Origin of the sequence: Roseobacter weihaiensis (genome assembly GCF_020622345.1) — a bacterium.
GTDB classification, from domain to species: domain Bacteria; phylum Pseudomonadota; class Alphaproteobacteria; order Rhodobacterales; family Rhodobacteraceae; genus Roseobacter; species Roseobacter weihaiensis.
This window is the reverse complement of record NZ_JACNMO010000006.1, coordinates 210784-236947: the sequence shown is the minus strand read 5'-3', so window position 1 is coordinate 236947 and position 26164 is coordinate 210784. Positions and strand designations below refer to the sequence as shown.

Genomic DNA, 26164 nt, shown 5'->3' with positions numbered 1-26164 from the left:
TTGCTGACCTCGAAGATCCGCCTGATCTTCGGCATCAATTCTCTGTCCTGTTCTGCACGGGTGCTCTCCGGACGTGTGCGCCAAGCGTAGTATCCGCTGGCTGAAATGCCCAGCAGCCTGCACATCATGCGCACTGGATAATGATCGCGCCGCAGATTGATACAGGCGTACTTCACTTCGACAGCCTGGCGAAGTACGCCGCCGCTTCCTTTAGGAAATCACGCTCCTTCTTCACCTGGGCCAGCTCGCGCTTCAGCGCAGCCATCTCTTCGTCGCGCGGACGACCCTGGCCGGGGAACGCATCATGGCCAAGCAGCGCCATCTCACCGTGCCATCGTCGAAACTGCCGGGTACTGATCCCCAGTTCATCGCAGACAGCCTTGTCTGTCATCCCTTCTTCCGCAGCCCTGCGCAGAGCTTCTCGTTTGAACTCCGCGCCGTACCGCTTGTATCGCTTCGGCTTCGTCATCCGACACCTCCCGGCGCAATCTGCGCCTATTCTAGGTGTCCACCTAATCGAGGCAAAACCATTGGGCTCCAAGCGGACGTTGCGAGGCAGGTTGTGCATTCGCAACACTGCCAGTTTTACTTGACAGTCGTCCACATCACAAAGGCCCCACCGGGGTGCGACGGGGCCAGATTTGACGGTCAGAGACCTCTCTTAGTCCTGCGGGCCAATTGCCGAGAGCCCCTTGAGGATGTCGATGGCATAGGCCAGTTGATAGTCCTCTTCGCGCAGGGCTGCCGCCGCGTCCGCTTTCGCACGTTCTGCCTCGATCTGCTTGATCTCATCGTCCGACAGGCTGTCGTTATTCAGCGATCCGCGCAAATCCGCCTCGGACCGTGAGGGCCGGTTCGTGGCTTCCTCGTCCTCTTCTATGGCGGGGGGGGTGCGGGGCTGCTGAACCACGATATCGGGTGACACCCCCAGCGACTGAATAGACCGACCCGACGGCGTATAGTAGCGCGCCGTGGTCAGACGCATCGCACCGTCACTGCGCAGCGGCATCACCGTCTGAACCGATCCTTTGCCAAAGCTTTTGGTCCCGACGACGATCGCGCGGCGGTGATCCTGCAAAGCGCCCGCCACAATCTCGGAGGCGGAGGCCGAGCCGCCGTTGATCAGCACAACAATCGGCTTGCCCTCGGCCAGATCACCGGATGTGGCATTGAACCGTTCACCGTCCTGCACTTCACGTCCGCGGGTCGAGACGATCTCACCCTTTTCAAGGAACGCATCCGAGACGCGGATCGCCTGTGTCAGCAGACCGCCGGGGTTGTTGCGCAGATCAATGACGATACCATTGATGGCGTCGATCCCGCCGGCTTCCTGGACCTGCTCCTGCAAACCGGCTTCGAGGTTGGTGTAGGTCTGATCGTTAAAGGTCGTGACCCGCAGCACAACTGTTTCGCCCTCCGTTCGCGTGCGCACGGCGGTCAGTTTGATCGTATCGCGAATGATCGACACGTCGAAGGGTTCAGGCTCGCCTTCGCGCACCAGGGTAATCACGATCTCTGAGCCAACAGGCCCCCGCATCAGCGTGACAGCTTCGTCAAGCGCCAGCCCCAGAACCGATTCACCGTTCACATGGGTGATGAAATCGCCCGCCTCCACGCCCGCCTGATCGGCCGGGGTGCCATCAATGGGCGACACCACCTTCACAAAGCCTTCCTCCTGGGTGACCTCGATGCCCAGCCCGCCGAATTCACCCCGCGTCTGCACGCGCATCTGCGCGGCATCATCCGGGCTGAGGTAGCTGGAGTGCGGGTCAAGCGAGGTCAACATACCGTCAATTGCCGCCTCGATCAGTTCACCAGGCTCGACCTCTTCGACATACTGGGCACGAATCCGTTCAAAAATATCCCCGAACAGATCCAACTGTTCGTATACGTTGCTCGACTTTGCTGCTTCTTGCGCCAGCAGCGGGCCGGCGATCTGCGTGGTCGCGATCACACCCGCGAGGGTGCCGCCCACTGCCGCCATGGCAAATTTCTTCATATCTCTCTATCCATCCTTATCTGTCCGGAACCAGAGGCTCGGGTCTTCAGGTGTATTATCATGTCTGACTTCTATATAGAGCGTTTCTGACCGCGCAGCACCAGTCTCATCACCATCTGTTGACAACTCAGCGGCAATTTTGTTCTCAGCGTCGCCCATAAGACCCAATGGTGTGCCTTCTTCTATGACATCTCCGGCCATTCCGTAGACCGTTCCGAGGCCCGCCAGCACAAAAAGCACCTCGGCCTGCGGTTCGAGAATCACCACCTGACCGAAATCGAGGAGCGGCCCCACGTAGCGAATGGTGGCCGGCACAGGCGTTGTCACCAGTGCGCGGGGCAGGGTCGCGAGGATGATGCCGGGCCGGGAAATCCCTGCCGCATCCGGCTCTCCCGCGGCCCGGAGCACACGGCCCTGCACCGGCAGGTCAAGCTGCCCTTTTCTGCCCATCAGGTCAAAACGCGGGACAGCCAATTCCTCGACGATCAACCGGTCCAAACCGGCTGCAAACTCTCCCAGAGTCTCGGCCGAGGCGATCAGTACCGCAGCATTCACAGGGTCGTAAATGAACCGCTTGGGCAACTCCGTCCGGTCCGCGATAGCCTGGCTGAGCTCCGTTCGGGCGCGCTGCACCTGTTGCAAACCCGCTTCCAGACGCGCGGCAGAGGTGGTCTGGAGCCTTTGCAGTCGCTGCAATTCTTCGAGATCAAGGCGCAGATCGGCGGCACGGGCGTTCAGGGCCGGGGCGACCTCTGCCAGCAGCATGCCGGCGCGCGCTGTCCCCGTCGGCCCCCCCGGATGCAGCAACAGGACAGGAGACGTCGTACCGCCCACACGCTGCAGAACGGCCAGCAAGGCGGCGATCTCCTCGTCTTGAGCCTGCAGGCGCGCCGAGACCTGCGCCTTGCGCGTTGCAGCCTGCCGCAGGCCGGTGCGCAGCGCACTCAGCCCCTCTTCGAAAGCCGATATGGTCTCGGTCAGGGCGCGCACGCGGTCGCGCGCCGATTGCGCGCTCTCCAGTTGTTCGGTTGCCGCATCCAGCATGTTCAGCGCCGACCGCGCCCGATCCGCCGGTGAGGTCTGGGCCAGGGCCATCGCTGGCCCAATCAGAGAAACGCAAAGAACGAACCATCTCATGACAAGAGACACGCCCCCGTCATCTCGGATGGGACCTCAAGCCCCATCAAATGCAGAACGGTGGGGGCCAGATCGGCGAGGCGGCCCTCTCTCAGCTGTGCACCCTCCGGTGCACCGACCACCACCACCGGCACCGGGTTCAGGGTATGGGCGGTATGCGGCCCGCCTGTCTCCGGGTCGATCATCACATCACAATTGCCATGATCGGCGGTGACGATCATCGCGCCACCAGCGGCTTCAAGTGCTGTGAGAACCCGGCCAAGGCCCTGATCTACCGCTTCACAGGCCCGCATCGCCGCGTCCAGATCACCGGTATGCCCGACCATATCGGGATTGGCGTAGTTCACCACGATCAGGTCGTATCCCGCCGCAATGGCCGCGACGAGGGCCTCCGTGACCTCCTTGCAGGACATTTCCGGCTGCAAATCATAGGTCGCCACATCCGGTGACTTTGGCATCAGACGGTCTTCGCCGGCAAAGCAAACCTCTTCGCCGCCATTCAGAAAGAACGTCACATGCGGGTATTTTTCGGTCTCGGCCAGACGGTATTGGCGCAACCCATGCTGTGCCACCCAATCGCCCAGGGTATTCACGATCTCGGGCTTGGGGTACATCGTGGTCATATAGGCCCCATGCGCATCGGAATACTGGGACATGCCCATCAGCCCGGCCCACTGCGGTCGTACCCCGGTCTCGAAAGCGTCAAAATCCGGCGCCCCGATGGCGGCCATGATCTCGCGCGCGCGGTCGGCGCGGAAGTTCAGGCAAAAGAGCGCGTCCCCGTCCTGGGCTCCGTCGTAGAAGCCCATCACGGTGGGTTGAATGAATTCGTCTGTCTCGTCGCGGGCGTAAGCCACCTTGACCGCTTGCAACGCCGTCTGCGCCTGCGCGCCGCGACCCTGCACGATGGCCGCATAGGCCTTGGCAACCCGGTCCCAGCGGGTGTCACGGTCCATCGCGTAGTATCTGCCGCTCACCGTGGCGATCCGCACCGCATCGGGCAGAGCGCCTTGCAGCGCCTCGAGATAGCCAAGAGCTGATTTCGGCGCGACATCCCGCCCATCGGTCAAGGCGTGAATGACGACAGGCACGCCCGCCGCGTGGATCGCCTGTGCGGCGGCTTGCAGGTGCGCGACATGCCCATGCACCCCGCCGTCAGAAACGACACCCATCAGATGCGCTGTTCCGCCGGTCTCCCGCAGCTTTGAGATAAAGTCGCTGAGCGGGGGGTTTTCGGCAAAGCTGCCCTCTTCAATGGCCAGGTCGATCTGGCCCAGATCCATCGCGACAACACGCCCGGCCCCGATGTTGGTATGACCGACTTCCGAATTACCCATCTGCCCGCGCGGCAATCCGACGTCCGGACCAAATGTGGTCAGCGTCGCATTCGGGCAGGTCGCGATGATCCGGTCCATATTGGGTGTGTTGGCGAGCAGGGGCGCGTTACCCTCGCGCCGGTCGCTCAGACCCCAGCCATCAAGGATACATAATACAACGGGTTTCGGAGATGTCATGAGCGCGCCTGTCATTACCTGTTTGCTCCCTTGTACCGGCTGTGGCCCACCGGGTGAAGGGTGCAAGATCACATGGGCCGGACGACCGGCGGGATCTGCAGACCAGGACCTCGTTCGAAATAGCACCCCCGGCGTTCAACGCCGACAAACCCCGAATGCGCATCATTCGGATCGACCCGGTGCGTCCGCGCGGCCACATTCCCCCCATGCTTCTCTTCACAAGGGTCAGAACATGCCAAGATTCATTGCTTTAGACACCAAAATCGTCCGATCGCTCCAAAACGGCGGGCTTGACGCATACGGAAACGCCCCGGAGCATCAGATTTCCGACGGGGCGGGAAACCCCTGTCGGCATTGCCTCAAAGATATACCCGAGGGGGAAGACATGCTGATCCTTGCACATTGCCCGTTCGGGAGCCTCCACCCCTACGCCGAAACCGGGCCAATTTTCCTGTGCGCAGACAGCTGCCCGCGCGGTGGGGACGAAACCCCTGCGGTGCCGCATATTCTGCGTGCATCACCTGACTATCTGATCAAAGGCTACAACGCCAAAGAGCGCATTGTTTACGGCACCGGCGAAGTCGTCAAAACGCCCGATATCTCCCTGAAAATAGAAAAAACCTTCGAGAACCCCGAGATTGCATTCCTGCATGTGCGGTCGGCACGCAACAATTGCTATCAGGTCCGGATCGAGCGGGACTAGGACAGGCGCGTGTTTGGCTTGCCCCCAAAGCCCGCATTGGTCATAACGGCATCCGTAACGCCACAGGATGCCCCCGATGCAGGAACCCCCAGAAACCAAGATCGTTGAAACTTTCCGGATCGCCTGTGACGGCGGCGAAGGCGCGCTGGGACACCCGCGTGTCTGGTTGCAGATCCCCAGAGACACCGGGTGGGTGGAGTGCGGCTATTGCGATTGCAAATTCATCCACAAGGATTTCGCAGACACGGCCTGAGACCCGCCGCCTCAATCTTGCCATGCTGACCCCTTAGGGACAGTTTGAAGATCGGAGGTCAGGACATGTCAGAAGCAGCCTTACGCAGCGCACCATTTTCCTACGCGGCCATCGGGTTCGGCGCATCAGCGCTATGTCTCGCATTGCTGATCGTCTACGCGGGTCCCTTCACCGCGCAACCGGACATCGGCACGACGATCGGTGAGATTGCCGGAAACATACGGGCGGCAGCTCAACGCGCGCTGCAGGGAGATCCACAACCTCAAGCAACGGTGATCCAGCCAAATTGGGATATTGATCGTATTCTCATGGCCGGGGCACCTGCATTGGGCGTTGTCGGTCTTGTCATGGCCATCGTCGCCTTCATCCGCAGGGAGCCAAAGCGCGCGGCGGCCTGTGGCATGGCGCTCAGCATTGGTGCCATCCTGGTTCAGGTCCTGTTGATTGCAGTGCTGATCATCGCGGGGATCATGCTGCTGATCGGGATCATGCAGAATATGGACTCCATTCTCGGCTGATCCTGCGCCCAACCCGATCCGGTTCTGGACTTCGGCTCGCGTGCACGCCATGAACGGTACATCGTGACATGGGGGCTGGACATATGGCATTTGGCAAGGGACATCATCTTCATCTGATCGACGGCTCGGCGTTTATCTTTCGCGCCTATCACGCCCTGCCGCCGCTGACGCGCAAATCCGATGGCCTGCCGATCGGGGCGGTGTCAGGCTTTTGCAACATGCTGCAGCGTTATGTCGAGACCAACACCGGCGATGATGCCCCCACCCATGTTGCCGTGATTTTTGATAAGGGCAGCCACACCTTTCGCAACGAGATGTACGAACAGTACAAGGCCAACCGCGACGCCATGCCGGAGGATTTGCGCCCGCAGATCCCGCTGACCCGCCGCGCTACCGAGGCCTTCAACATAGCCTGCAAGGAGCTGGAAGGCTATGAGGCCGACGATATCATTGCCACGCTGGCGGTGCAGGCGCGCGCGGCAGGCGGGCGCTGCACGATCATCAGCTCCGACAAGGACCTGATGCAGCTGGTGGGCGACGGCGTGGAGATGCTGGATGCGATGAAGAACAAGCGCATTGACCGCGAGGGGGTGTTCGAGAAATTCGGCGTCTACCCCGACCGTGTGGTCGATGTGCAGGCACTGGCGGGCGATTCGGTCGATAACATCCCCGGCGCGCCGGGCATCGGCGTCAAGACGGCGGCATTGCTTATCAATGAGTACGGCGATCTGGACGCGCTGCTGGAGCGCGCCGGAGAGATCAAACAACCCAAGCGCCGCGAGACGCTCATCAACCATGCAGAGCAGATCCGCCTCTCGCGCAGACTGGTGCTCCTTGACGAAAACACGCCGCTTGATTTTACGCTGGACGATCTGGAGGTTCGCGCGCCCAACCCGGATGATCTGATGCCGTTTCTGGCGGAAATGGAATTCCGCACCCTGACCAAACGCATCGCGACCCAACTGGATGTCGACCCTCCCGTGATCGATGACATGCCCACCGCGGCACCCGATGCCCCCGAGATTGCCGAGGTTCCCTTTGACAGGAGCGGCTACACGCAGGTGAGCGACGCCGCAGCTCTGCAATCCTGGATCGATGATATCTACGAGCGTGGCCATGTGGCCGTGGATACCGAGACCACCGGTCTGGATGAGATGACCGCCGATCTGGTGGGCATCTCGCTCTGTGTCGAGGCGGGCAAGGCCTGCTACATCCCGCTCATTCACAAGGCGCGCGCCAGCGATGATCTCTTTGGCTCAGACGATCTGGCCGAGGGGCAGATGAAGGTGGACGAGGCCCTCGCCCTGCTCAAACCCGTGCTGGAGGATGAAAGTATCCTCAAGATCGGCCAGAACATGAAATACGACGCCAAGATCTTTGCACAGCTCGGGATCGAGGTGGCACCAATCGATGACACGATGCTGATGTCCTACGCCATGCACGGCGGGCTGCACGGGCACGGGATGGACATGCTGTCGGAGCGCTACCTCAACCACACGCCGATCCCGATCAAGCCGCTGTTGGGCTCGGGTAAATCGGCCATCACCTTCGACAAGGTACCGCTGGCAGAGGCGGTTCCCTACGCCGCAGAGGATGCGGACATCACCCTGCGGCTCTGGCAGCAGTTCAAGCCGGGACTGCACCGCACGCAGGTGACGCGGGTCTATGAAACCCTCGAACGGCCGATGGTCGCTGTGCTCGCCGGGATGGAGCGGACCGGCATCAAGGTGGACCGCGATACGCTCAGTCGGATGTCGAATGCCTTCAGTCAGAAGATGGCCGGGCTGGAGGATGAAATCTACGAGATGGTAGGCCGCAAGTTCAACGTGGGCTCCCCCAAGCAGCTGGGCGAGATCCTCTTTGACGAGATGTCCCTGCCGGGCGGCAAGAAGGGCAAGACCGGGGCCTACGCCACCGGCGCGGATGTGCTCGAAGACCTCGCCACCGAACACGAACTGCCCCGCCGTATTCTCGACTGGCGGCAGCTTTCCAAGCTGAAATCGACCTACACGGACGCGCTGCAGGACCACATCAACGCGGACACGGGCCGGGTGCATACCTCTTATTCGATTGCCGGGGCCTCCACCGGCAGGCTCGCCTCGACCGATCCCAACCTGCAGAACATCCCGATCCGCACCGAAGAGGGCCGCCGCATCCGCGAGGCCTTTGTGGCCGAGGATAGCAAGACGCTGGTCGCCTTGGATTACAGTCAGATCGAGCTGCGCATCCTGGCGCATATCGCCGATATTCCGGCGTTGAAACAGGCGTTTCAGGAGGGTCAGGATATCCACGCCATGACCGCCTCCGAGATGTTCGACGTGCCCATGGACGAGATGACACCCGAGATCCGCCGCCGCGCCAAGGCGATCAATTTCGGGGTGATCTATGGTATCTCCGGCTTTGGGCTTGCCCGCAACCTGCGCATCCCGCGCAGCGAGGCCCAGGGGTTCATCGACCGTTATTTCGAAAGGTTCCCCGGCATCCGCACCTACATGGATGACACCAAGGCCTTTGCCAAAGAGCATGGCTATGTCCAGACGCTCTTTGGCCGCCGCATCCACACGCCCAACATCACGGCCAAGGGCCCGCACGCGGGCTTTGCCGCGCGCGCCGCGATCAACGCGCCCATTCAGGGCACCGCGGCCGATGTGATCCGGCGCGCGATGATCCGGATGCCCGCGGCCATTCAGGATATTCCCGCCAAGATGCTGCTCCAGGTCCATGACGAGCTGCTTTTTGAGGTCGAAGCGGGGGCAGAGGACAGGCTCATCAATGCCGCGCGCACCGTAATGGAAGGGGCCGCTGACCCGGTTGTGAAGCTTGACGTGAACCTTACAGTCGATGCGGGAAAAGGCCCGAACTGGGCCGTGGCGCATTAATCGCGAAAGAGCGGGAGCCAGGTCAGGGTCGCTTCGGTGCGGGGACCTGTGTCGTAATCCGCAACCACCCAGCCTTTGTAGTCTGCGGCCCTGATGCTTTGCACAAGACGCGGCAGATCGATCTGCCCGGTGCCCGGCACCCCCGCCCCCGGTGTATCTGCAAGCTGAATCTGGCGCACGCGGGCGGCGTGTTTTTCAAACACTGCAACCGCATCGCCGTGCAACAGTGCGGCATGACCACTGTGAAACCGCAAGCCGATGTTGGGGCTCCCGATCTCCGCGATGATCTCGGCCGTCATGTCAAAATCCCCCAGAAACGCGCCTTCGGTCGGCTGCGGCCCAATGGTCAGCGCCAGACCTTCCGGCACCGTCGCACTGGCGTGGCGGAGATTGGCCAGCAGGGTCTCGCGCGCGGCAGCACCCGACGCCTCCCCCGCCATCAGATGCAGCACCGGCACCCGCAAGGCCTCGCAATAGCGCAACGCGCGGCGCAGATCGTACTGAAACCGCGCCTCCAACCCCGGCACGGCGGCGAAACCGCGCCCGCCACCGGTATAATTGGGCGGTGGCGCTGAAATCTGCACAACCGGCAGGGCGGAACGCCAGGCGGCACGCTGCGTTTCCTTGGCCGGCATGTCGTAGGGAAAAGGCACGGCCACGCCGTCAAAACCGGCCTCTGCGGCGACATCGAAACGATCAAGGTAGGGGAGTTCTGCCCACAAGCGACTGATATTGGCGGCCAGCTTCATGACATCAACAGGCCCGGCTTACGGCAATTCCGCACTGGGAATGACCCGGAAAAACACCCCCGACGACCAGAGCCCGAACCAGTCGTCGTGATGCTCTCCCAGCTCAACCAGCCGATAAAAGCTCTTGCGGTCGATCAACGCCTCCAGATTGCGGCGGACCCGCACATAGGGCGATGGCTCGCCCGTGTCAGGGTCGCGCACCACCCGCAGCGGCAGGTCAGCACTGGCGACTGCGATGTCGTCGACCTGCGTGTAAAAGGTCAGCACCTGATCGCGCCCGCTGCCCTGCGCCTCAAAATCAATGGCGACAAAGGGCGCATCCTCGACCGTGATTCCCACCTTTTCGACCGGGGTGACGAGGAAATAATCCGCCCCCTCTTTCTTGAGAATCGATGAAAACAGCTTGACCAGGCCGGGTCGACCGATGGGTGTGCCCTGGTAAAACCACGTCCCGTCGCGCGCAATGCGCATGTCCAGATCTCCGCAAAACGGCGGGTTCCATTGCTCAACAGGCGGCAAACCGCGTGTTTTTGCGGCAGTTATCGAGGCCGCAAGGCTTTCTGCAGACGGGGTAACGGTTTTTTGTCCACTCATTGCTTTTGCCATTCCCTTAGAGCGCGATAGATTTACATTGAAGGATATAAACCATCGGAGTGCATTGTCATGAGTGAAGCAGAGGATATGGTCACAGAGATCGAGGCCCTGGGCGAAAAGCTGTCCGAGGCCAAGGCCTCGATCACCAAACGTTTCATCGGACAGGAGCGCGTGGTGGAGCTGACGCTGACAGCGCTCTTGTGCGGTGGTCACGGCCTGCTGATCGGTCTGCCGGGGCTGGGCAAAACGCGGCTGGTCGAGACGCTCTCGACCGTGATGGGATTGCAGGGCAACCGGGTGCAGTTCACCCCCGACCTGATGCCAGCGGATATCCTCGGCTCCGAGGTGCTGGATACAGCATCAGATGGCAGCCGCGCGTTCCGATTCATTCAGGGCCCGATCTTTTGCCAGCTTCTGATGGCCGACGAGATCAACCGCGCCTCACCCCGGACCCAATCGGCGCTGCTGCAGGCGATGCAGGAAAAGACAGTCACCGTTGCGGGTGAAAACCGCAGTCTTGGGTCACCCTTCCACGTGCTGGCGACACAGAACCCGATCGAACAGGAGGGAACCTATCCGCTGCCCGAAGCGCAGCTTGACCGGTTCCTCGTACAGATCGATGTGCAGTACCCGGACCGCGATACCGAACGCGATATCCTGCTGGCCACGACGGGCGAGGCCGAGGAGTCCTCCACCGGCGTGTTCACCGCCGACGAGCTGCTTGCCGCGCAGACCCTGTTGCGGCGCATGCCCGTGGGCGAAAGCGTGGTGGAGATGATCCTCGACCTTGTCCGCGCCTTCCGCCCCGAAGAGGAGACCGCCAGTCAGCAGGTGCGCGAGACCGTGGCGTGGGGTCCGGGGCCCCGTGCTGCACAGGCGCTGATGCTGACGGTGCGCGCGCGCGCCTTGCTGCAAGGGCGGCTCGCCCCCTCGGCAGAGGACGTGATCGATATGGCCCGCCCGGTGCTCAGCCATCGGATGGCGCTGAACTTTGCTGCCCGCGCGCGGGGCGACAGCCTCACCGATCTGATTGAAAGCACCGCCAACGCCCTGTCCGGAGCGAAGGCCGCCGCGTGAGCCGCTTGTCCGCCCTTCCTGAGCCTGCCCGGCCCACGGCGCTGCGCGCGGATGCCGAGACGCAGGCCGCCAAACTGCCGCCGCTGCTGGCCCGCGCAGAGCATCTGGCCGGCGCGGTGCTGCTGGGCGACCATGGGCGCCGGCGGTCGGGGATGGGCGATGATTTCTGGCAGTACCGCCCGGCGCAACCGGGCGACAGTCGCCGGTTGATCGACCACCGCCGCTCGGCCATGGGCGACATGGAATTCGTGCGCGAACGCGAATGGCAGATTGCGCAATCCGTCATGCTCTGGGTCGATCAGGGGGCCTCGATGCGGTTTTCCAGCACCGATGACCTGCCGCAAAAAGCCGACCGCGCGCGGCTTCTGGCGCTGGCCACGGCGATCCTGCTGGTGCGGGGCGGCGAACGCGTCGGTCTCACCGGCACTACCCTGCCGCCCCGGCGCGGCAACGCACAGATCCTGCGTCTGGCGGAGATGTTCACGGCGGATGCCGAGGAAGACTACGCCCCGCCGGAGCACCGCGCGATGATCCCGTCGGCCCGCGCGCTGTTCATCTCGGACTTCATGGGCGATGTGGACGAGGTCAAACTGGCCCTCACAAAGGCCGCGGATCGCGGCGTGCGCGGTGTGCTCCTGCACCTGCTCGACCCCTCGGAGGAAGAGTTCCCCTTCAAGGGTCGGACGATTTTTCAAAGCGTCGGCGGCACGCTCCGCCACGAGACGCTCAAGGCCAACGATCTGCGCGACAGGTATCTCGACCGGCTCGCCGCCCGCAAGGCCGAGTTGCAGAACCTCTGCAACGTGACCGGCTGGCAATACGGCACCCATCACACCAATGCCTCGGCCCAATCTGCCCTGCTCTGGCTTTACACGGCGCTTGATACCGGGGGGCTCAGATGACGGTTCTGGGAGGCATAGGCTTTACCGCGCCATGGCTGCTGCTGACGCTGCTGGCGCTGCCAGTGCTGTGGCTGATCCTGCGGGCGATCCCGCCTGCCCCGATCCGCAGATTGTTTCCAGGTGTTGCCCTCTTGCTGGGGTTGCAGGATGATGAAAGCGTCTCTGACCGGACACCTTGGTGGCTGCTGCTGCTGCGCATCCTGGCGGTGGCTGCGATCATTCTGGGTCTCGCGGGCCCGGTGCTGAACCCCAACGAAGATCAGGCCGAGGGGAACGGTCCGCTGTTGATCGTGCTGGATGGCAGTTGGGCCGGGGCCACCACCTGGGCCGAACAGACCCAGGCCATCGAGGCGCAGCTGACCCGCGCCAGCCGCGCAGAGCGTACGGTTGCCTTTCTCAACATGGCCAGACCTCAGCCGCCCGTCTTTCAGGCCGCCGACACCTGGCGGAACCGCCTGCCGGGCTTTGCCCCCTCGGCCTGGCAAGCAGATGCGGCCCGAACAGCCGAAGCGGTCTCCATGATCGAGGCGCTGGAGGGGTTCGATACGCTGTGGTTCAGCGACGGGCTGGACTACGCGGGGCGGTCCGAGGCGCTTGCGGCTTTCGAGGCAAAAGGGGTGGTCGAGGTCTACCAGACGGCGGCAAATGTGATCGCCATGGCACCTGCGGGGTTCGACGACGGGGCGGTACAACTGACGGCGCGGCGCGCGGCCCCCGGTCCGGAACGGGAGGTCACGCTGCAGGTGCAAGGGCGCGACCCGGTGGGCAATGCGACCTTGTTGGCTGCCGCGACCGCCACTTTCGAGGAGGGTGCCACCACGGCGGAAACAGCCCTGACCCTGCCCGCGGAATTGCGCGCGCGGATCACACGTTTTGACGTACAGGGTCAACGCTCCGCCGGGGCCACGACGCTGGCGGATGATGCGCTGCAGCGCCGCGAGGTCGCGTTGATCGCGGGACGCGAAGACCGCGAAGGGTTGCAGCTTTTGTCACCGCTTCACTATCTCGAACAGGCCCTGGCCCCCAATGCCGATCTGATAAAGGGCGGGCTGACAGACGTGCTGCCTGCGAACCCGGATGTGATTGTTCTGGCGGATGTGGCGACACTTTCGGAGGCTGAAATGGACGGTCTTGGCGCGTGGATCGACGAAGGTGGCATGCTGGTGCGCTTTGCCGGGCCGCGTGTCGCAGCCAGTGACATCAGCCGGGTCGATCAGGACCCGATGATGCCTGTGCGCTTGCGCAGCGGCGGCCGCACGGTCGGCGGCGCGATGAGCTGGGGGGAGCCGAAATCCCTGGCCCCGTTCCGCGAAAACTCGCCGTTCTTTGGCCTGGAGATTCCACCCGATGTGCAGATCACCAGTCAGGTGATGGCACAGCCCGATCCCACGCTTGCGGCGCGGGTGATCGCGGAACTGACAGACGGCACGCCGCTGGTCACGCGTGTGGCGCGTGAACAGGGGCAGATCGTGCTCTTTCACGTCACGGCCAGCGCGGATTGGTCCACCCTGCCGCTCTCGGGTCTCTTTGTGCAGATGCTGGAGCGTCTCGCCGTCTCCTCCTCCACCAGCCGCCCCGAGGCCACCCAGCTTGAGGGCACCACCTGGACACCCGATCAGGTGATGGATGGTTATGGCACCCTGTCGGATGCGGGCAACCTGCCCGGTGTGCCCGGCCCTGATCTGATAAGCGCCCCGCCCAGTCCCGAGATGCAACCCGGGATCTATGCCTCAGGCGACCGCCGCCTCGCCCGGAATGTGGTGACCGCTGAGACAAGCCTGCAGCCTGCCGTCTGGCCTGCGCGCATTCCCGTCACCGGGTTTTCCGTCCCGCCGGAACAGCCGATCGCCGGCTGGCTGCTGAGCTTTGCCATCGTGGCACTCCTGGCCGACGTTCTGGCGTCGCTGGTGCTGACGGGGCGGCTGATGGGCCAGTCCCGGCGCACCGCTGCGGTGCTGCTTTTCCTCGTGCTTCCGGTTGGGATGCCAACGCCGGGCTCCGCGCAAACCACCGATGACGATGCCTTTGCCCTCGACTCTACGGAGGAGATGGTACTGGCCTATGTGATGACCGGCAACAGCGGCGTGGATGACATCTCTTATGCCGGTCTGTTCGGCCTCTCGCAAACACTGACCTTCCGCACATCGGTGGAACCGGCGCTGCCTGTGGGCGTCGATCTGGAACAGGACGAGCTGGCGTTCTTTCCGATCCTCTACTGGCCGATTACGCCGGATCAGCCGCGCCCCTCCTCCGAGGCCTATGCCAAGCTCAACGCCTACCTGCGCTCCGGTGGTCTGATCCTCTTTGATACACGCGATGCCGATATTGCCCGCTTCGGGGCGGCCAGCCCCAATGGGCGCAAACTCCAGGATCTTGCAGCGTCGCTGGACATCCCACCGCTGGAACCGCTGCCCGCGGACCACGTGCTGACGCGGACATTCTACCTGCTGCAGGACTTTCCGGGCCGCCACATCAGCCGTGATGTCTGGGTCGAGGCCGCCGCCCCCGACGCAGAGCAGGTGGAGGGCATGCCCTTCCGCAACCTCAACGACGGGGTCACGCCGGTGGTCATCGGTGGGAACGACTGGGCCGCGGCCTGGGCCATGGCTGAAAACGGCACCGCCATGGTCCCGATCGGGCGGGGTTTTTCGGGCGAACGGCAGCGTGAGCTGGCGTATCGGTTCGGCGTCAACCTCGTGATGCATGTGCTGACCGGCAACTACAAATCAGATCAGGTCCACGTCCCGGCCCTGCTGGATCGGTTGGGCCAATGACCGGACAGGTGATCTTTGACCCGCTGATCCCGTGGGAAATGCTCGCCCTTGTGGCTGTGATCGCCGTTGCCGGCGTTGTTCTGGCGGTGGCGCGGGGTTTGAGCGGCTGGGCCTTGCGCGGACTGGCTGCCCTCGTGGTGCTTGGCGCGCTGGCCGGACCCAGCTACCAGCAGGAGAACCGCACCCCGCTGAGCGACATCGTCATTCTGCTGGAAGATGAAAGCGCAAGCCAGCGCCTCTCCGACCGGCCCGACCAGACCGGGAGCGCTGCAGACACGCTGGCAGAGCGGATCGCCGCGCGGGCCAACACCGAAGTGCGCCGGGTCACGGTGCCCGATGGCGAAGGGGATGCCGGCACACAGCTGATGACGGCCGTGTCAAAGACGCTGGCCGAAGAGCCACGCGGCCGGGTCGCAGCCATCGTCGCTTTCTCGGACGGGCAGGTGCATGACGCCGATCTGCCGCTCGATCTGCCCGCCCCTTTCCACCTGATGCTGTCAGGCAAAAGCACGGATTGGGATCGGCGGCTCAGCATCCGCAACGCCCCCGCGTTTGCCATCATCGGGGAGCCCGTGACGCTGACACTGCGGGTCGAGGACATGGGGGCTGCCCCCCCCGGTTTCGTGGTTGCGCCGCTGGAAATCTCTATCGATGGCGCCGCGCCGCAGCAATACGAAGTGCCGCTGGGACAGGACATCGAACTGCCCGTCACCCTGCCCCACGGCGGGCGCAACGTGATAGAATTCTCCGTCCCTGCCGAAGAGGGCGAGCTGACAGACCGCAACAACACAGCACTTATTCAAATGAACGGTGTGCGGGATCGCCTGCGCGTCCTGCTGGTCTCGGGAGAGCCCCACCCCGGTGGGCGCACATGGCGTAACCTATTGAAATCAGACAGTTCTGTCGATCTGGTGCATTTCACCATCCTGCGCCCCCCGGAAAAACAGGACGGCGTGCCGGTCAGTGAACTCAGCCTGATCGCCTTTCCCACCCGCGAACTGTTTCTGGAAAAGATTGATGACTTCGACCTGATCATCTTTGACCGGTACAAACGTCGCGGCATCCTGCCGTCGCTCTACCTCGATAATGTTGCCGAATACATCCGTCAGGGCGGGGCCGTTCTGGTGGCCGCCGGACCGGATTTTGCCGGGGCGGACAGCATCTACCGCTCTCCGCTGGGGCCGGTGCTGCCGGCCGCGCCAACCGCGCGGGTGCTGGATCAGCCCTATCGGCCCACCGTCACGGAGATCGGAGAACGCCATCCGGTCTCCACCGATCTGCCGGGCGGCGGCGACTGGGGGCGGTGGCTGCGGCAGATCGATGTCACCCTGCCCACCGGGAATGTAGTGATGTCAGGGATCGATGACAGGCCGCTGCTGGTCCTGAACCGCGAAGGAGAAGGGCGCGTGGCGCTGCTGGCCTCCGACCATGCCTGGCTTTGGAACCGCGGGTACGAGGGCGGCGGCCCACAACTGGAATTGCTGCGCCGTCTGGCTCATTGGATGATGAAAGAGCCCGAGCTGGAAGAAGAAGCGCTCACCGCGCAGGCCACCGGGCAGACCATGCGCATCCAGCGGCGCACATTGGGCGAGGATGTACCGCCTGTCACGATCACGGACCCGTCCGGCAATGTCACCGAACTGCCCCTGAGGCAGATCCGACCGGGCCTTTTCGAAGAGGTGTTCGAAGGACCCGACATCGGCCTTTACCGGCTTGAAAACGGGGATCAGATGGCGGTGATCGGCCTCGGCCCCGCCGCGCCGCGCGAATTCGAGCGCACAATCGCGACGCCAGAGGTTCTGGCGCCGGTGGTATCGAGCCTACGGGGCGGTACGGTGCTGCTCGAAGACGGGTTGCCGCGCCTGCGCGATGTGCGGGTAGGTCGCCCCGCCGCCGGGCGCGGATGGATCGGCCTGACCCCACGCGATGCCTATGAAACCCGGGATGTCCGCCAGATGGCCTTGCTGCCTGGATGGCTGGTGCTGCTGTTGTCTGCAGGTCTGATCACCGCCGCCTGGCTGCGCGAGGGCCGGCGGTAGGAGTGCTGCACGGCAGCGGCACGCCGCCGCTTTACGCATGTCTTAAATTAAACAGATATTCACTCAAATAGTGCATGTTCCTGCGGCAATCGGCGGGATGACCATGCAGGTATTTTGATGAGCTTGGCCAATAAACTGGCCCAGGAAAGGCGCAGCAGGCTGGCTGCGGAACGGCTGCTTGAACTTAAGCAGGCCGAACTTTTTGCCGCCAATCGCAAACTTGGCCAGCACGCCCGGCAACTGTCAGATGAGATCGTCGAAACCCGCGCCGAAGTGGCAAATGTCCGCGACGAAAACCAGCGCGTAAAATCCGATCTGTCCGCGGCACACAAGCAGATCGAACGCGTCGAACGCAGATTGTGGCAATCGATCGAGACGATCAACGACGGGTTTGCCTTTTACTCGCCAGACCTTGAAATGATCATGGCAAACCGATCCTATCTGGCGGTCTTTGATGGGCTGGAGGACATCAAACCCGGCGTCAGCTATGTCACTGTGCTGCAAATTTTGACCGAAGAAGGGATCGTCGACATCGGCGATCTGCAGCCCGCAGCCTGGCGCCAGAAGATGATCGAACGGGTCCAGCTGCCGGAGCCCGAGCCGGTTGTTATCCGGCTCTGGAACGGGGAATACATTCGCATGATCGACCGCCGCGGGCCCGATGGTGATATCATCTCGCTCGGTCTGAACATTACCGAAACGGTCAAATACGAGGAAATGCTGGAAGCCGCCCGTGCAAATGCCGAAGCCGCCAACCGCGCGAAATCGGCCTTTCTTGCCAACATGAGCCACGAGATCCGCACACCGATGAATGGTGTCGTGGGCATGGCTGACGTGCTGATCGACACGACTTTGTCAGAAGAACAGCGGCTTTATGTCGATACCATAAAGAATTCGGCCGAGGCGTTGCTGGTCATCATTAATGATGTGCTCGATTATTCCAAGATCGAAGCCGAGCGCCTCCAACTCCACCCTGAACCCTTCGATCTGGAGAAATCGATCCATGAGGTGCTCAGGCTGTTGCAGTCGACCGCACGCGACAAAGGCATCGCCCTGGCGGTCGATTTTGCCCTGTTCCTCGGGGCGGAATATGTCGGTGACCCGGGCCGGATACGCCAGATTCTCACCAACCTGATCGGCAATGCGGTCAAGTTCACCACGGATGGGTCGGTTACGGTGCACGTCACCGGCCAGCCTGACCCCGATAGCGGCAAAGTAATCCTGCAAGTCACGGTAGAGGATACCGGCATCGGTATTCCGGACGACATGATCAATCACGTCTTTGGCGAGTTCAATCAGGTCGAAAGCGAAAGAAACAGGCAGTTTGACGGTACCGGGCTGGGCCTTGCGATCTCCAAACAACTGGTACAGCTGATGGGTGGTCGCATCTGGCTCACGTCGGAAGAAGGGTCAGGATCCTGCTTTGGCTTTGAAGTGGCCCTCGACCCGTCAGGCCCGTCAGAGTTGCCACATCCGACACTCCATCCGGCGCTGCGCCATGTCCTGGTCATTGATGAGCTGACCCTGAACCGTGATCTTCTGGTGCACGCCCTGGAAAAGCTTGGCCTGAAGGTGACCGCCTGTGCCTCAGCCGCAGCCGGCCTTGCCGCACTGGACGAAGCGGTCGATCTGGTTTTTGTCGATCATCTCATGGACGGTGTGAACGGTTTCGAGTTTGCCAAAACAGCCCGTGACGCCGGGCACGCCCAGCATATCATTCTCCTCAGCGGGAACCATGGGCACGCCATGCACGACCCGTTGAGCGATAAGGTGAATGTGATTGCGCAGCGCCCCTTCATGCGCGGTGATCTCTTCGGCTGGCTCAGCAGCGTCTCACCCCAGATATCGGAGCCCGGAACAGACCCCGACGGGGCAGTTCCTGAAGGCAGTCTCGCGGCAGAGGATGTCGCAGCAGACAAGAGCCCACCAGAGATGCCGCGCAAGATGCGGATACTGGCGGCAGAGGACAATAAAACCAACCGTCTGGTCTTTGGTAAAATGCTCAAGGCGTTGAATGTCGATCTGAAATTTGCCTGTGACGGCCAGGAAGCACTGGAGGCCTACAGCACCTTTAAACCGGACCTCATCTTCATGGATATTTCAATGCCTCGTATGGATGGCAAGCAAGCCACCCGCGCAATTCGTGCGCTGGAAGACGGCACCGACATCCACGTCCCGATTGTTGCCTTGACTGCCCATGCGATGCACGGTGACGACAAGGAAATCCTTGAAGCGGGGCTTGATAAATACCTCACAAAGCCGCTGCGCAAACCGGAAATCGTCGGGCAGATCATGGCCTCTTGTCCCGACGGCGTTGAAGATCCAAATCCCGAAGCCGTACCGGATCAGGCAGCCGCAGGGTAGGGTCGCACGAAGACCGGGCGATCCGGTTCGGATAGCCCCGCCCGAAAACCGTATCCCCCGCTGTCGAAGCCCTGCAGACTTTCAGCGTCACTCAGACGGTTCTGGATCACATAACGCGCCATCGCTCCTCGCGCCTTCTTCGCAAAAAAACTGACGATCTTTGGCCCTTTGCCATCGCCTTTGTCTTCCATGAAGACAGGCGTTATCACACGCAATTTCAGCGCTTTGGGGGCAACAGCCCCAAAATATTCCTGGCTGGCGCAATTTACCAGAATATCCGTGCCCAACCGTGTTGCCTGTGCGTTCAGCGCCTTTGACAGGTCATCCCGCCAATAGTCATAAAGCGACTGCCCCCGGCGCGTCTTGAGCCGGCTGCCCATTTCCAACCGGTAGGGCTGGATGGCGTCAAGCGGTCGCAGCAGACCGTATAGACCCGAAAGGATACGCAGGTGGTCCTGCGCCCAGGCCATTTCTTCGGGATCGAGACTGGTCGCTTCGAGGCCCTGATAGGTATCCCCCGCAAAAGCCAGGGCGGCCGGGCGCGTATCTGCCGCATCCGGGCAGGACACAAAGGCTTTGAACCGGTCCCGGTTCAGCCGCGCGAGATCGTCGCTCAGACCCATCAGGCTTTTCAGATTTCCCAAGGTGAGGTTGCGCGCCGTTTTGACAAGACGTATGGCGTCCTCCTGAAAATCGGGCGCGGTCGCCATCACGTTGCGCTCTTCCCAATCCAGCCTTTTGGCAGGTGAAATCACCACCAGCATACCCTGTCCCCCAGATCACAGTTTTCCGCGACACGCGCCGCTTGCCGCTATCTAGCCTGCCTCTCGCAGGACGTCCAGAAAAGCCGGACCAAATCGTTCAGCGCGCCGGTCTCCCAACAGCTTTTCGAGCGTTTGAGGATCGGCGTGGCGCATCTGCGCAACCTTGGCCAGTTGCGCCGCGGAACAGCTCAGCGGTTTGTCGACCCCCTCTGCCCCGCGCGCCAGCGTCGCCTGCACTTCGAGCAGTTGATCATAGACGGTTCCTGCGGACCGTCCCGCCAGCTTGCGGCGACTGGGATGCATCCGGGCCGCCTCGCCCGCGATCACCTCGAGAAAAGCATCCCCGTAACGTTCCAGTTTTTTGGCCCCGACGCCGCCGATCTGCGCCAGCGCATCAAGGGTCTCGGGGCGTTTCTCCGCCATTTCGATCAGGGTCCGGTCGGTGAAAATGATATACGCCGGCACTTTGGCAGTCTCCGCAAAGGCACGGCGCTTTGCCTTGAGCGCCGACAGCAAGGGCGCGTCCTCTTCGGACACCATCGCCTTGACGGCAGGACGGCGGTTGCTGGCCTTTTTGATGCTGTCGCGACGCAGAGCGATCTTTGCCTGATCGCGCAGAATTGGCAGCGCCGCATCCGTCATGCGCAAAGCGCCGTGCCGCTCGGGATCCGGGCGCACCAGATCATGCCCCATCATCTGCCGAAAGACCGCCTGCCACTGGCGGCGGTCATACTCAGTGCCCACCCCATAGGTCGGCAACTGATCGTGCCCCCTTTGCCGGATTTTATCGGTGGCATTGCCGAGCAGGATGTCGATCAGGTGCCCCGCCCCGAACCATTCCTCGGTGCGCAGAATGGCCGACAGCGCCTTGCGCACGGCGACCGTGCCGTCAAAGACATCTGCGGGGGCATCACAGAGATCACAGTTGCCGCAGTGGATGTCCGTCTCTCCGAAATAACCCAGCAAGGTTGTCCGACGGCAGGACAGCGCCTCGGCCAAACCCAAAAGCGCGTTGAGACGGGCATGATCTGCCGCCCGCCTTTCCGGCGGGGCAAGCCCTTCGTCGATCTGGCTGCGTCTGAGGCGGATATCCTCAGGGCCAAAAAGCGTCAGCGTTTCCGCAGGTGCCCCATCGCGCCCGGCGCGGCCAATCTCCTGATAGTAGGCCTCGATCGATTTCGGCAGGTCCGCATGGGCCACCCAGCGGATGTCAGGCTTGTCGACCCCCATCCCGAAAGCAACCGTCGCCACCACGATCAACCCGTCCTCCTGCTGAAAGCGTCGCTCAGCGATGCGGCGGTCTTCGGCCTCCATGCCCCCGTGGTAGTGCAGCGCGGTATGGCCAGCCTCACGCAGCGCGGCCGCAAGGCCTTCGGTCTTGGCGCGGGTGCCGCAGTAGACAATGCCGGATTGACCTTTTCGCGCGGCGGCGAAATCGAGGATCTGACGACGCGGGCCATCCTTGGCCGCAAAAGCCAAATGAATGTTCGGCCGGTCAAAACCGCGCAGGAACGCGCGCGGTGTGTCCTCCCCGAACAGCTTTTGGATGATCTCGCTTTGCGTTTCCGCATCCGCCGTGGCGGTAAAGGCTGCAAGCGGGACCCCCAGGGCGCGCCGCAGCTCTCCGATCCGCAGGTAATCGGGGCGAAAATCATGACCCCATTGGCTGACGCAATGGGCCTCGTCCACGGCAATCAGCGACACACCGATCCGGCGCAACAGACCCAGCGCGGACCCCGCCGCCAACCTCTCCGGCGCGATGTAAAGCAGTTTGAGCTGCCCCGCATCAAGGGCCTCAAAAACCGCATCCGTCTCTTCGGGGGTGTTGCCGGAAGTGAGCGCACCTGCGGCAACGCCCGCCTCCTGCAGGGCACGCACCTGATCGCGCATCAACGCAATCAGCGGCGATATCACCACCGTCACCCCGTCCCGCATCAAGGCCGGCAATTGGAAACAGAGCGATTTGCCGCCCCCCGTGGGCATGATCGCAAGCACGTTTTCGCCCGCGCTGACGGCTTTGACAATCTCTTCCTGACCCGGCCGAAAGGCATCAAAGCCAAAGACGTCACGAAGCAAAGCGGTCGCGCCAGACATGTTCGTTCCTGTAAAGTTTTCTGCTCTTTTATCAGAATCCCACACTAAGGAATCATGAACAAGCCCTATCGCCCAAAAGCGGTGTAAAACCTTGTGACGGCACAGGCCCGCTAGATAAAGAGCGCGTAGTTATTGACCAGAATGATCCGCAAGGCAGCCACAATCAGCAGGACAGCCAAGGGGGCCAAATCGATGCCGCCCATCTGCGGCAGGACACGCCGAACCGGCGCGTAAAGCGGCTCCAGCAGGCGGTTCAGGCCATACCATATCTGGGCCACAAGCTGCTGACTGGTGTTGAGCACCTGAAAGTTGATGAGCCAGCTCATGATGACATGGGCGATGATGATGAACCACACCACGTTCAGCAGCAGCATCAGAATTTCAAACAACGATTGCATCACAACACCTTTCCTTGTGCCCGTCTCAGTTAAGCAAGCGGACCTCAAAGAGCAAGGCCATGCTGCCGCTCTTGGTTGACCCTGTGGAAACCTTTGCTTGCCTGAGGCGCAAAGGCCTGTTCTACCTGTCGCAGCAGGACAGAGCAGGCACCTTCATGATCACCACGCGCAAACGCATTTGGGGTTGGTACTTCTTTGACTGGGCGAGCCAGCCCTATAACACGTTGCTTCTGACCTTCATATTCGGTCCTTACTTCGCACAGACCGCAACCGAAGCGCTGGTGGCCCAAGGCATGGGGGACGAGGCCGCCCGCGCCCAGGCTCAGGCCTATTGGGGCTACGGGCTGACGGTTGCAGGTCTCGGCATTGCGGTGCTGGCCCCGGTGCTGGGATCCATCGCAGACAGCACCGGCAGACGCATGCCGTGGGTCTGGCTCTTCTCGCTGCTCTATGTCGTGGGGGCCGGGGCCCTGTGGTGGACAGCGCCTGCGGAGTTTTCGATCCTCTGGGCGCTGTTTTTCTTTGGTCTGGGATTGATCGGGATGGAGTTCGCGACGATCTTCACCAATTCCTTCCTGCCGGAACTGCACCCCGACCCCAACGAGCGTGGCCGGATTTCCGGCTCTGGCTGGGCGTTTGGCTATCTGGGCGGTGTGGTTGCACTCGTCGTGATGCTGATGCTGTTTCAGGCAGGTGAGAGCGGGCGCACCATGGCCGGCCTCCCGCCGCTCTTTGGCCTCGATCCGGAAACCGGGGCGGACACGCGGATTGTCGGACCGCTCACCGCCCTGTGGTTCTGTCTCTTTATGATTCCGTTCTTTCTCTATGTCCGCGAAAAAGAGCCGCGAACCGCCACACCCTACCGGTTTGGAGCAGGTCTGCGCGAACTGCTGACCACCCTGAAGGGGCTGCCGCAGCATCCATCGTTGCTGGCCTATCTGGGCTCGTCGATGTTCTACCGCGATGCGCTCAACGGCATGTATACCTTTGGTGGCATCTACGCCCTGGGGGTCCTGAACTGGTCGATCATGGATATCGGCATTTTCGGCATTCTCGCGGCCATCAGCGGTGCTGTCTTCTGCTGGGTCGGCGGGCGGGTCGACCGGCGCATCGGTCCCATGCCCGTTATCGTCTTTTGTTGCGTTGTTTTGATACTGACCGCCGGGCTGATCATATCGCTGACGCGCACGTCGATCCTCGGCATGCCTCTGGCGGCGGGCTCGCCGGTACCCGATATCGCGTTTTACGTCGCTGGCGCGCTGATCGGGGCGGCAGGCGGCGCGCTACAGGCCTCTTCGCGAACCATGATGACGTTTCAGGCCAACCCCGCCCGCATGACCGAAGCCTTCGGTCTTTACGCCTTGTCGGGCAAGGCGACCTCATTTCTCGCCCCCGCGCTGATCGCCCTCGTGTCGGATGTCACCGGCAGCCAGCGTATGGGCATTACACCCATTGCGGGATTGTTCATCCTGGGGCTACTGTTGCTCATCTGGGTCAAACCAAAAGGAGATTTTGCGTGAGGAAACTGCATATTCTGATCGGTATTGCCCTTTGTACGGGCCTCATGGCCTGCGGCCCCGAACCCGACCCGCCAGCATCGGCCGCAGCCCTGCCGACGATCGGCACCTCCGGGCACAAGGATAGCCTCAAACCCGCCAAACAACTCTTTGGCGCGGAACGGGCCGGGTCGCAAAGCACACCCGCCCCCTTCGGAACCTACGCAAAGGGTTGCGTTGCCGGCGCTGCCCGCCTGGCTGAAACCGGACCGACCTGGCAGGTCATGCGTCTGTCGCGCAACCGGAACTGGGGGCATCCGGAAACCATCGATTTCATCGAGGACCTGAGCCGTGTTGCGGCGCGGCAGCCCGGTTGGAATGGTCTCTATGTGGGGGATCTGAGCCAACCGCGGGGCGGGCCGATGCTGACAGGCCACGCGAGCCACCAGATCGGGCTGGACGCAGATATCTGGTTGCGCCCCGCAGATAACCTGTCGCTGACGGCAGGGCAGCGCGAAAACATCTCCTCCATTTCATTGCGTCGCAATCAGGGAGCCTATGTCAACGACAACTGGACGCCTCAGCATGCTGAAATCCTGAAAGCGGCGGCCTCGGACCCACGCGTCGCCCGTATCTTTATCTTCCCCGGGGCCAAGGTGCAGCTGTGTAACACCGCCACCGGCGACCGGTCCTGGTTGCGCAAGATCAGACCCTGGTATGGACACCATTACCATTTCCACGTGCGGCTGGCCTGCCCGAGCGGGACCGAGGGCTGCATCGATCAGACACCGCCACCACCCGGTGACGGCTGCGCCGATGCGCAGGCCTGGGTCAACAACATCCTGAACCCGCCGCCCCCGGACCCCGATGCCAAACCTCGCAAACCCAGGACAGAGATACGCCTTGCGGATCTTCCCGCTCAATGCGCCACCGTCTTGCAGTCGCGCTGATTGCAGCAGTCGGCGCCGGTGCATGGTTCTGGTTCAAGCCGCCCGCGCCGCCGCCCGGCTTGCCAGCGGAGCTGGGTGCGGTCGTCGACATTGCGCATGATGCGGCATGGTTTGGCGGGCTCTCGGGTCTTGAGGTAACACCCGGCGGGTCAGGTTTTTACGCGATTACGGATCGCGGGCATATCCTCAGGGGCAGCCTGACACGGCAGGGTCAGGAGCTTTTGGGCGCGCGCGTTGAGCGCGGGCAACCCTTTGTCGATGCACAGGGTCAGACGCAGGAGTTTCCCTACAGCGATGCCGAAGGGCTGGCGCTCGATGCGACTGGCGGTCTTTACGTTTCGTTCGAGCACGCACACCGGGTTTTGTTCTACCAGACGTGGGAAAGCCCGGCCCAACAATCCGGATACACGCGGGCATGGCGTGCGCTTCCGGAAAACGGCGGTCTGGAGGCTTTGGCCGTTGCCCCGGACGGGCGATTGCTGGCGCTCCCTGAAAAGATCGCGCGTGGGGCCACCGAAGCCCTGATCTACGAGCGTGCGCCGACCGCCACATGGATGCAAAACACCACCCTGCCCGTGGACCCGATGTTCTCGCCGGTCGGGGCGGATTTCGGGCCGGACGGGCGGCTCTACGTGCTGGAGCGCGGGGTCTATCCTTTCGCTTTTTTCAATCGGGTAAGGGCCATGACCCTCACACCCGCCGGCGTCACGGATATCGAGCTGATCCTGCAGACCGGTCTGGGCGACTATGGTAACCTCGAAGGCCTGTCCGTCTGGCAGGATGCGGAAGGTCTGATCCGGCTGACGATGGTTTCGGATGATAACTTTCTGTGGTTCCTGCCCAGTCAGATCGTCGAATACACTTTGCCGGACAGGGTTGCCTTGGCCCCGCAATAGGCCTAAAGACCGCGCGTCGGCCATGATTGCCGACCAAGTGCCGCACCCTTGCCAAAACGGATTT

General features: G+C 62.3%; 21 protein-coding genes. 12 read left to right on the top strand and 9 right to left on the bottom strand.

What is annotated here, in order from left to right; all coding sequences use genetic code 11:
• Positions 1-172: 172 nt before the first annotated feature.
• The 4 genes from H7847_RS27130 to gpmI all read right to left on the bottom strand — a co-directional run bounded on the left by H7847_RS27130 (position 173) and on the right by gpmI (position 4650).
• Positions 173-469 carry a transposase gene (locus H7847_RS27130; RefSeq protein WP_406675981.1) on the bottom strand — a complete coding sequence of 99 codons (297 nt, stop codon included), beginning with the start codon at positions 467-469 and terminating at the stop codon, positions 173-175.
• Positions 470-661: 192 nt separating this feature from the next.
• A complete protein-coding gene (locus H7847_RS09610) occupies positions 662-1999 on the bottom strand; it encodes a S41 family peptidase (protein ID WP_227269259.1) in 1338 nt (445 codons plus the stop codon).
• A 6-nt stretch (positions 2000-2005) separates the two neighbouring features.
• Positions 2006-3094 carry a murein hydrolase activator EnvC family protein gene (locus H7847_RS09605; RefSeq protein WP_227269258.1) on the bottom strand — a complete coding sequence of 363 codons (1089 nt, stop codon included), beginning with the start codon at positions 3092-3094 and terminating at the stop codon, positions 2006-2008.
• Positions 3095-3132: 38 nt separating this feature from the next.
• Positions 3133-4650 (bottom strand): 2,3-bisphosphoglycerate-independent phosphoglycerate mutase, encoded by a 1518-nt coding sequence (gene gpmI / locus H7847_RS09600; RefSeq protein ID WP_227269271.1) that lies wholly within the window; start codon positions 4648-4650, stop codon positions 3133-3135.
• On the opposite strand from gpmI, the gene H7847_RS26995 reads away from it, so the two are divergent.
• The 4 genes from H7847_RS26995 (at position 4538) to polA (ending at position 9003) form a co-directional block, all read left to right on the top strand.
• Positions 4538-5353 (top strand): DUF1203 domain-containing protein, encoded by an 816-nt coding sequence (locus tag H7847_RS26995; RefSeq protein WP_319799760.1) that lies wholly within the window; start codon positions 4538-4540, stop codon positions 5351-5353. The two genes, gpmI and H7847_RS26995, sit on opposite strands and share 113 nt — an antisense overlap.
• 76 nt (positions 5354-5429) lie before the next feature.
• Positions 5430-5606, top strand: a complete 177-nt coding sequence (locus H7847_RS09590; RefSeq protein WP_227269256.1) for a zinc-finger domain-containing protein — start codon at positions 5430-5432, stop codon at positions 5604-5606.
• Positions 5607-5671: 65 nt separating this feature from the next.
• Complete coding sequence (locus H7847_RS09585) at positions 5672-6124, top strand: hypothetical protein (protein WP_227269255.1); 453 nt, start codon at positions 5672-5674, stop codon at positions 6122-6124.
• A gap of 83 nt (positions 6125-6207) precedes the next feature.
• The gene (gene polA, locus H7847_RS09580; protein WP_227269254.1) at positions 6208-9003 is read left to right on the top strand and encodes a DNA polymerase I; all 2796 of its coding nucleotides are present in this window, start codon (positions 6208-6210) and stop codon (positions 9001-9003) included.
• On the opposite strand, the gene H7847_RS09575 is transcribed toward polA, so the two are convergent.
• Both H7847_RS09575 and H7847_RS09570 read right to left on the bottom strand, forming a co-directional pair.
• Positions 9000-9752 carry a TIM barrel protein gene (locus H7847_RS09575; RefSeq protein ID WP_227269253.1) on the bottom strand — a complete coding sequence of 251 codons (753 nt, stop codon included), beginning with the start codon at positions 9750-9752 and terminating at the stop codon, positions 9000-9002. The two genes, polA and H7847_RS09575, sit on opposite strands and share 4 nt — an antisense overlap.
• Positions 9753-9770: 18 nt before the next feature.
• Complete coding sequence (locus H7847_RS09570; RefSeq protein ID WP_227269252.1) at positions 9771-10346, bottom strand: DUF1285 domain-containing protein; 576 nt, start codon at positions 10344-10346, stop codon at positions 9771-9773.
• 69 nt (positions 10347-10415) lie between these two features.
• Between H7847_RS09570 and H7847_RS09565 the strand changes: the two genes are divergently transcribed.
• The 5 genes from H7847_RS09565 (at position 10416) to H7847_RS09545 (ending at position 19502) form a co-directional block, all read left to right on the top strand.
• Positions 10416-11423 (top strand): AAA family ATPase, encoded by a 1008-nt coding sequence (locus H7847_RS09565; protein WP_227269251.1) that lies wholly within the window; start codon positions 10416-10418, stop codon positions 11421-11423.
• A gap of 5 nt (positions 11424-11428) precedes the next feature.
• Positions 11429-12325 (top strand): DUF58 domain-containing protein, encoded by an 897-nt coding sequence (locus H7847_RS09560; RefSeq protein ID WP_264479530.1) that lies wholly within the window; start codon positions 11429-11431, stop codon positions 12323-12325.
• Positions 12322-15099 (top strand): DUF4159 domain-containing protein, encoded by a 2778-nt coding sequence (locus H7847_RS09555; RefSeq protein ID WP_227269249.1) that lies wholly within the window; start codon positions 12322-12324, stop codon positions 15097-15099. Before H7847_RS09560 ends, H7847_RS09555 begins: the two co-directional genes overlap by 4 nt.
• The gene (locus H7847_RS09550) at positions 15096-17138 is read left to right on the top strand and encodes a hypothetical protein (RefSeq protein WP_227269248.1); all 2043 of its coding nucleotides are present in this window, start codon (positions 15096-15098) and stop codon (positions 17136-17138) included. The genes H7847_RS09555 and H7847_RS09550 overlap by 4 nt, the downstream gene beginning before the upstream one ends.
• Before the next feature lie 117 nt (positions 17139-17255).
• A complete protein-coding gene (locus H7847_RS09545) occupies positions 17256-19502 on the top strand; it encodes a response regulator (RefSeq protein WP_227269247.1) in 2247 nt (748 codons plus the stop codon).
• Here the strand turns inward: H7847_RS09545 and yaaA are convergent.
• From yaaA to H7847_RS09530, 3 genes are all read right to left on the bottom strand, one after another.
• On the bottom strand, positions 19484-20266 hold the full coding sequence (gene yaaA / locus H7847_RS09540) for a peroxide stress protein YaaA (protein WP_227269246.1): 783 nt from the start codon (positions 20264-20266) through the stop codon (positions 19484-19486). The two genes, H7847_RS09545 and yaaA, sit on opposite strands and share 19 nt — an antisense overlap.
• A gap of 51 nt (positions 20267-20317) precedes the next feature.
• Complete coding sequence (gene recQ, locus H7847_RS09535; RefSeq protein ID WP_227269245.1) at positions 20318-22360, bottom strand: DNA helicase RecQ; 2043 nt, start codon at positions 22358-22360, stop codon at positions 20318-20320.
• Between the two features lie 110 nt (positions 22361-22470).
• On the bottom strand, positions 22471-22758 hold the full coding sequence (locus tag H7847_RS09530) for a YggT family protein (protein ID WP_227269244.1): 288 nt from the start codon (positions 22756-22758) through the stop codon (positions 22471-22473).
• 155 nt (positions 22759-22913) lie between these two features.
• Here H7847_RS09530 and H7847_RS09525 point away from each other — a divergent pair, with 155 nt between their 5' ends.
• Genes H7847_RS09525 through H7847_RS09515 form a run of 3 tightly spaced genes read left to right on the top strand, consistent with a single transcriptional unit; the run spans position 22914 to position 26100 of the window.
• On the top strand, positions 22914-24278 hold the full coding sequence (locus tag H7847_RS09525; RefSeq protein ID WP_227269270.1) for an MFS transporter: 1365 nt from the start codon (positions 22914-22916) through the stop codon (positions 24276-24278).
• Positions 24279-24322: 44 nt separating this feature from the next.
• Positions 24323-25204 (top strand): penicillin-insensitive murein endopeptidase, encoded by an 882-nt coding sequence (gene mepA, locus H7847_RS09520; RefSeq protein ID WP_227269269.1) that lies wholly within the window; start codon positions 24323-24325, stop codon positions 25202-25204.
• Positions 25177-26100, top strand: a complete 924-nt coding sequence (locus tag H7847_RS09515) for an esterase-like activity of phytase family protein (protein WP_227269243.1) — start codon at positions 25177-25179, stop codon at positions 26098-26100. Before mepA ends, H7847_RS09515 begins: the two co-directional genes overlap by 28 nt.
• Positions 26101-26164: the final 64 nt, after the last annotated feature.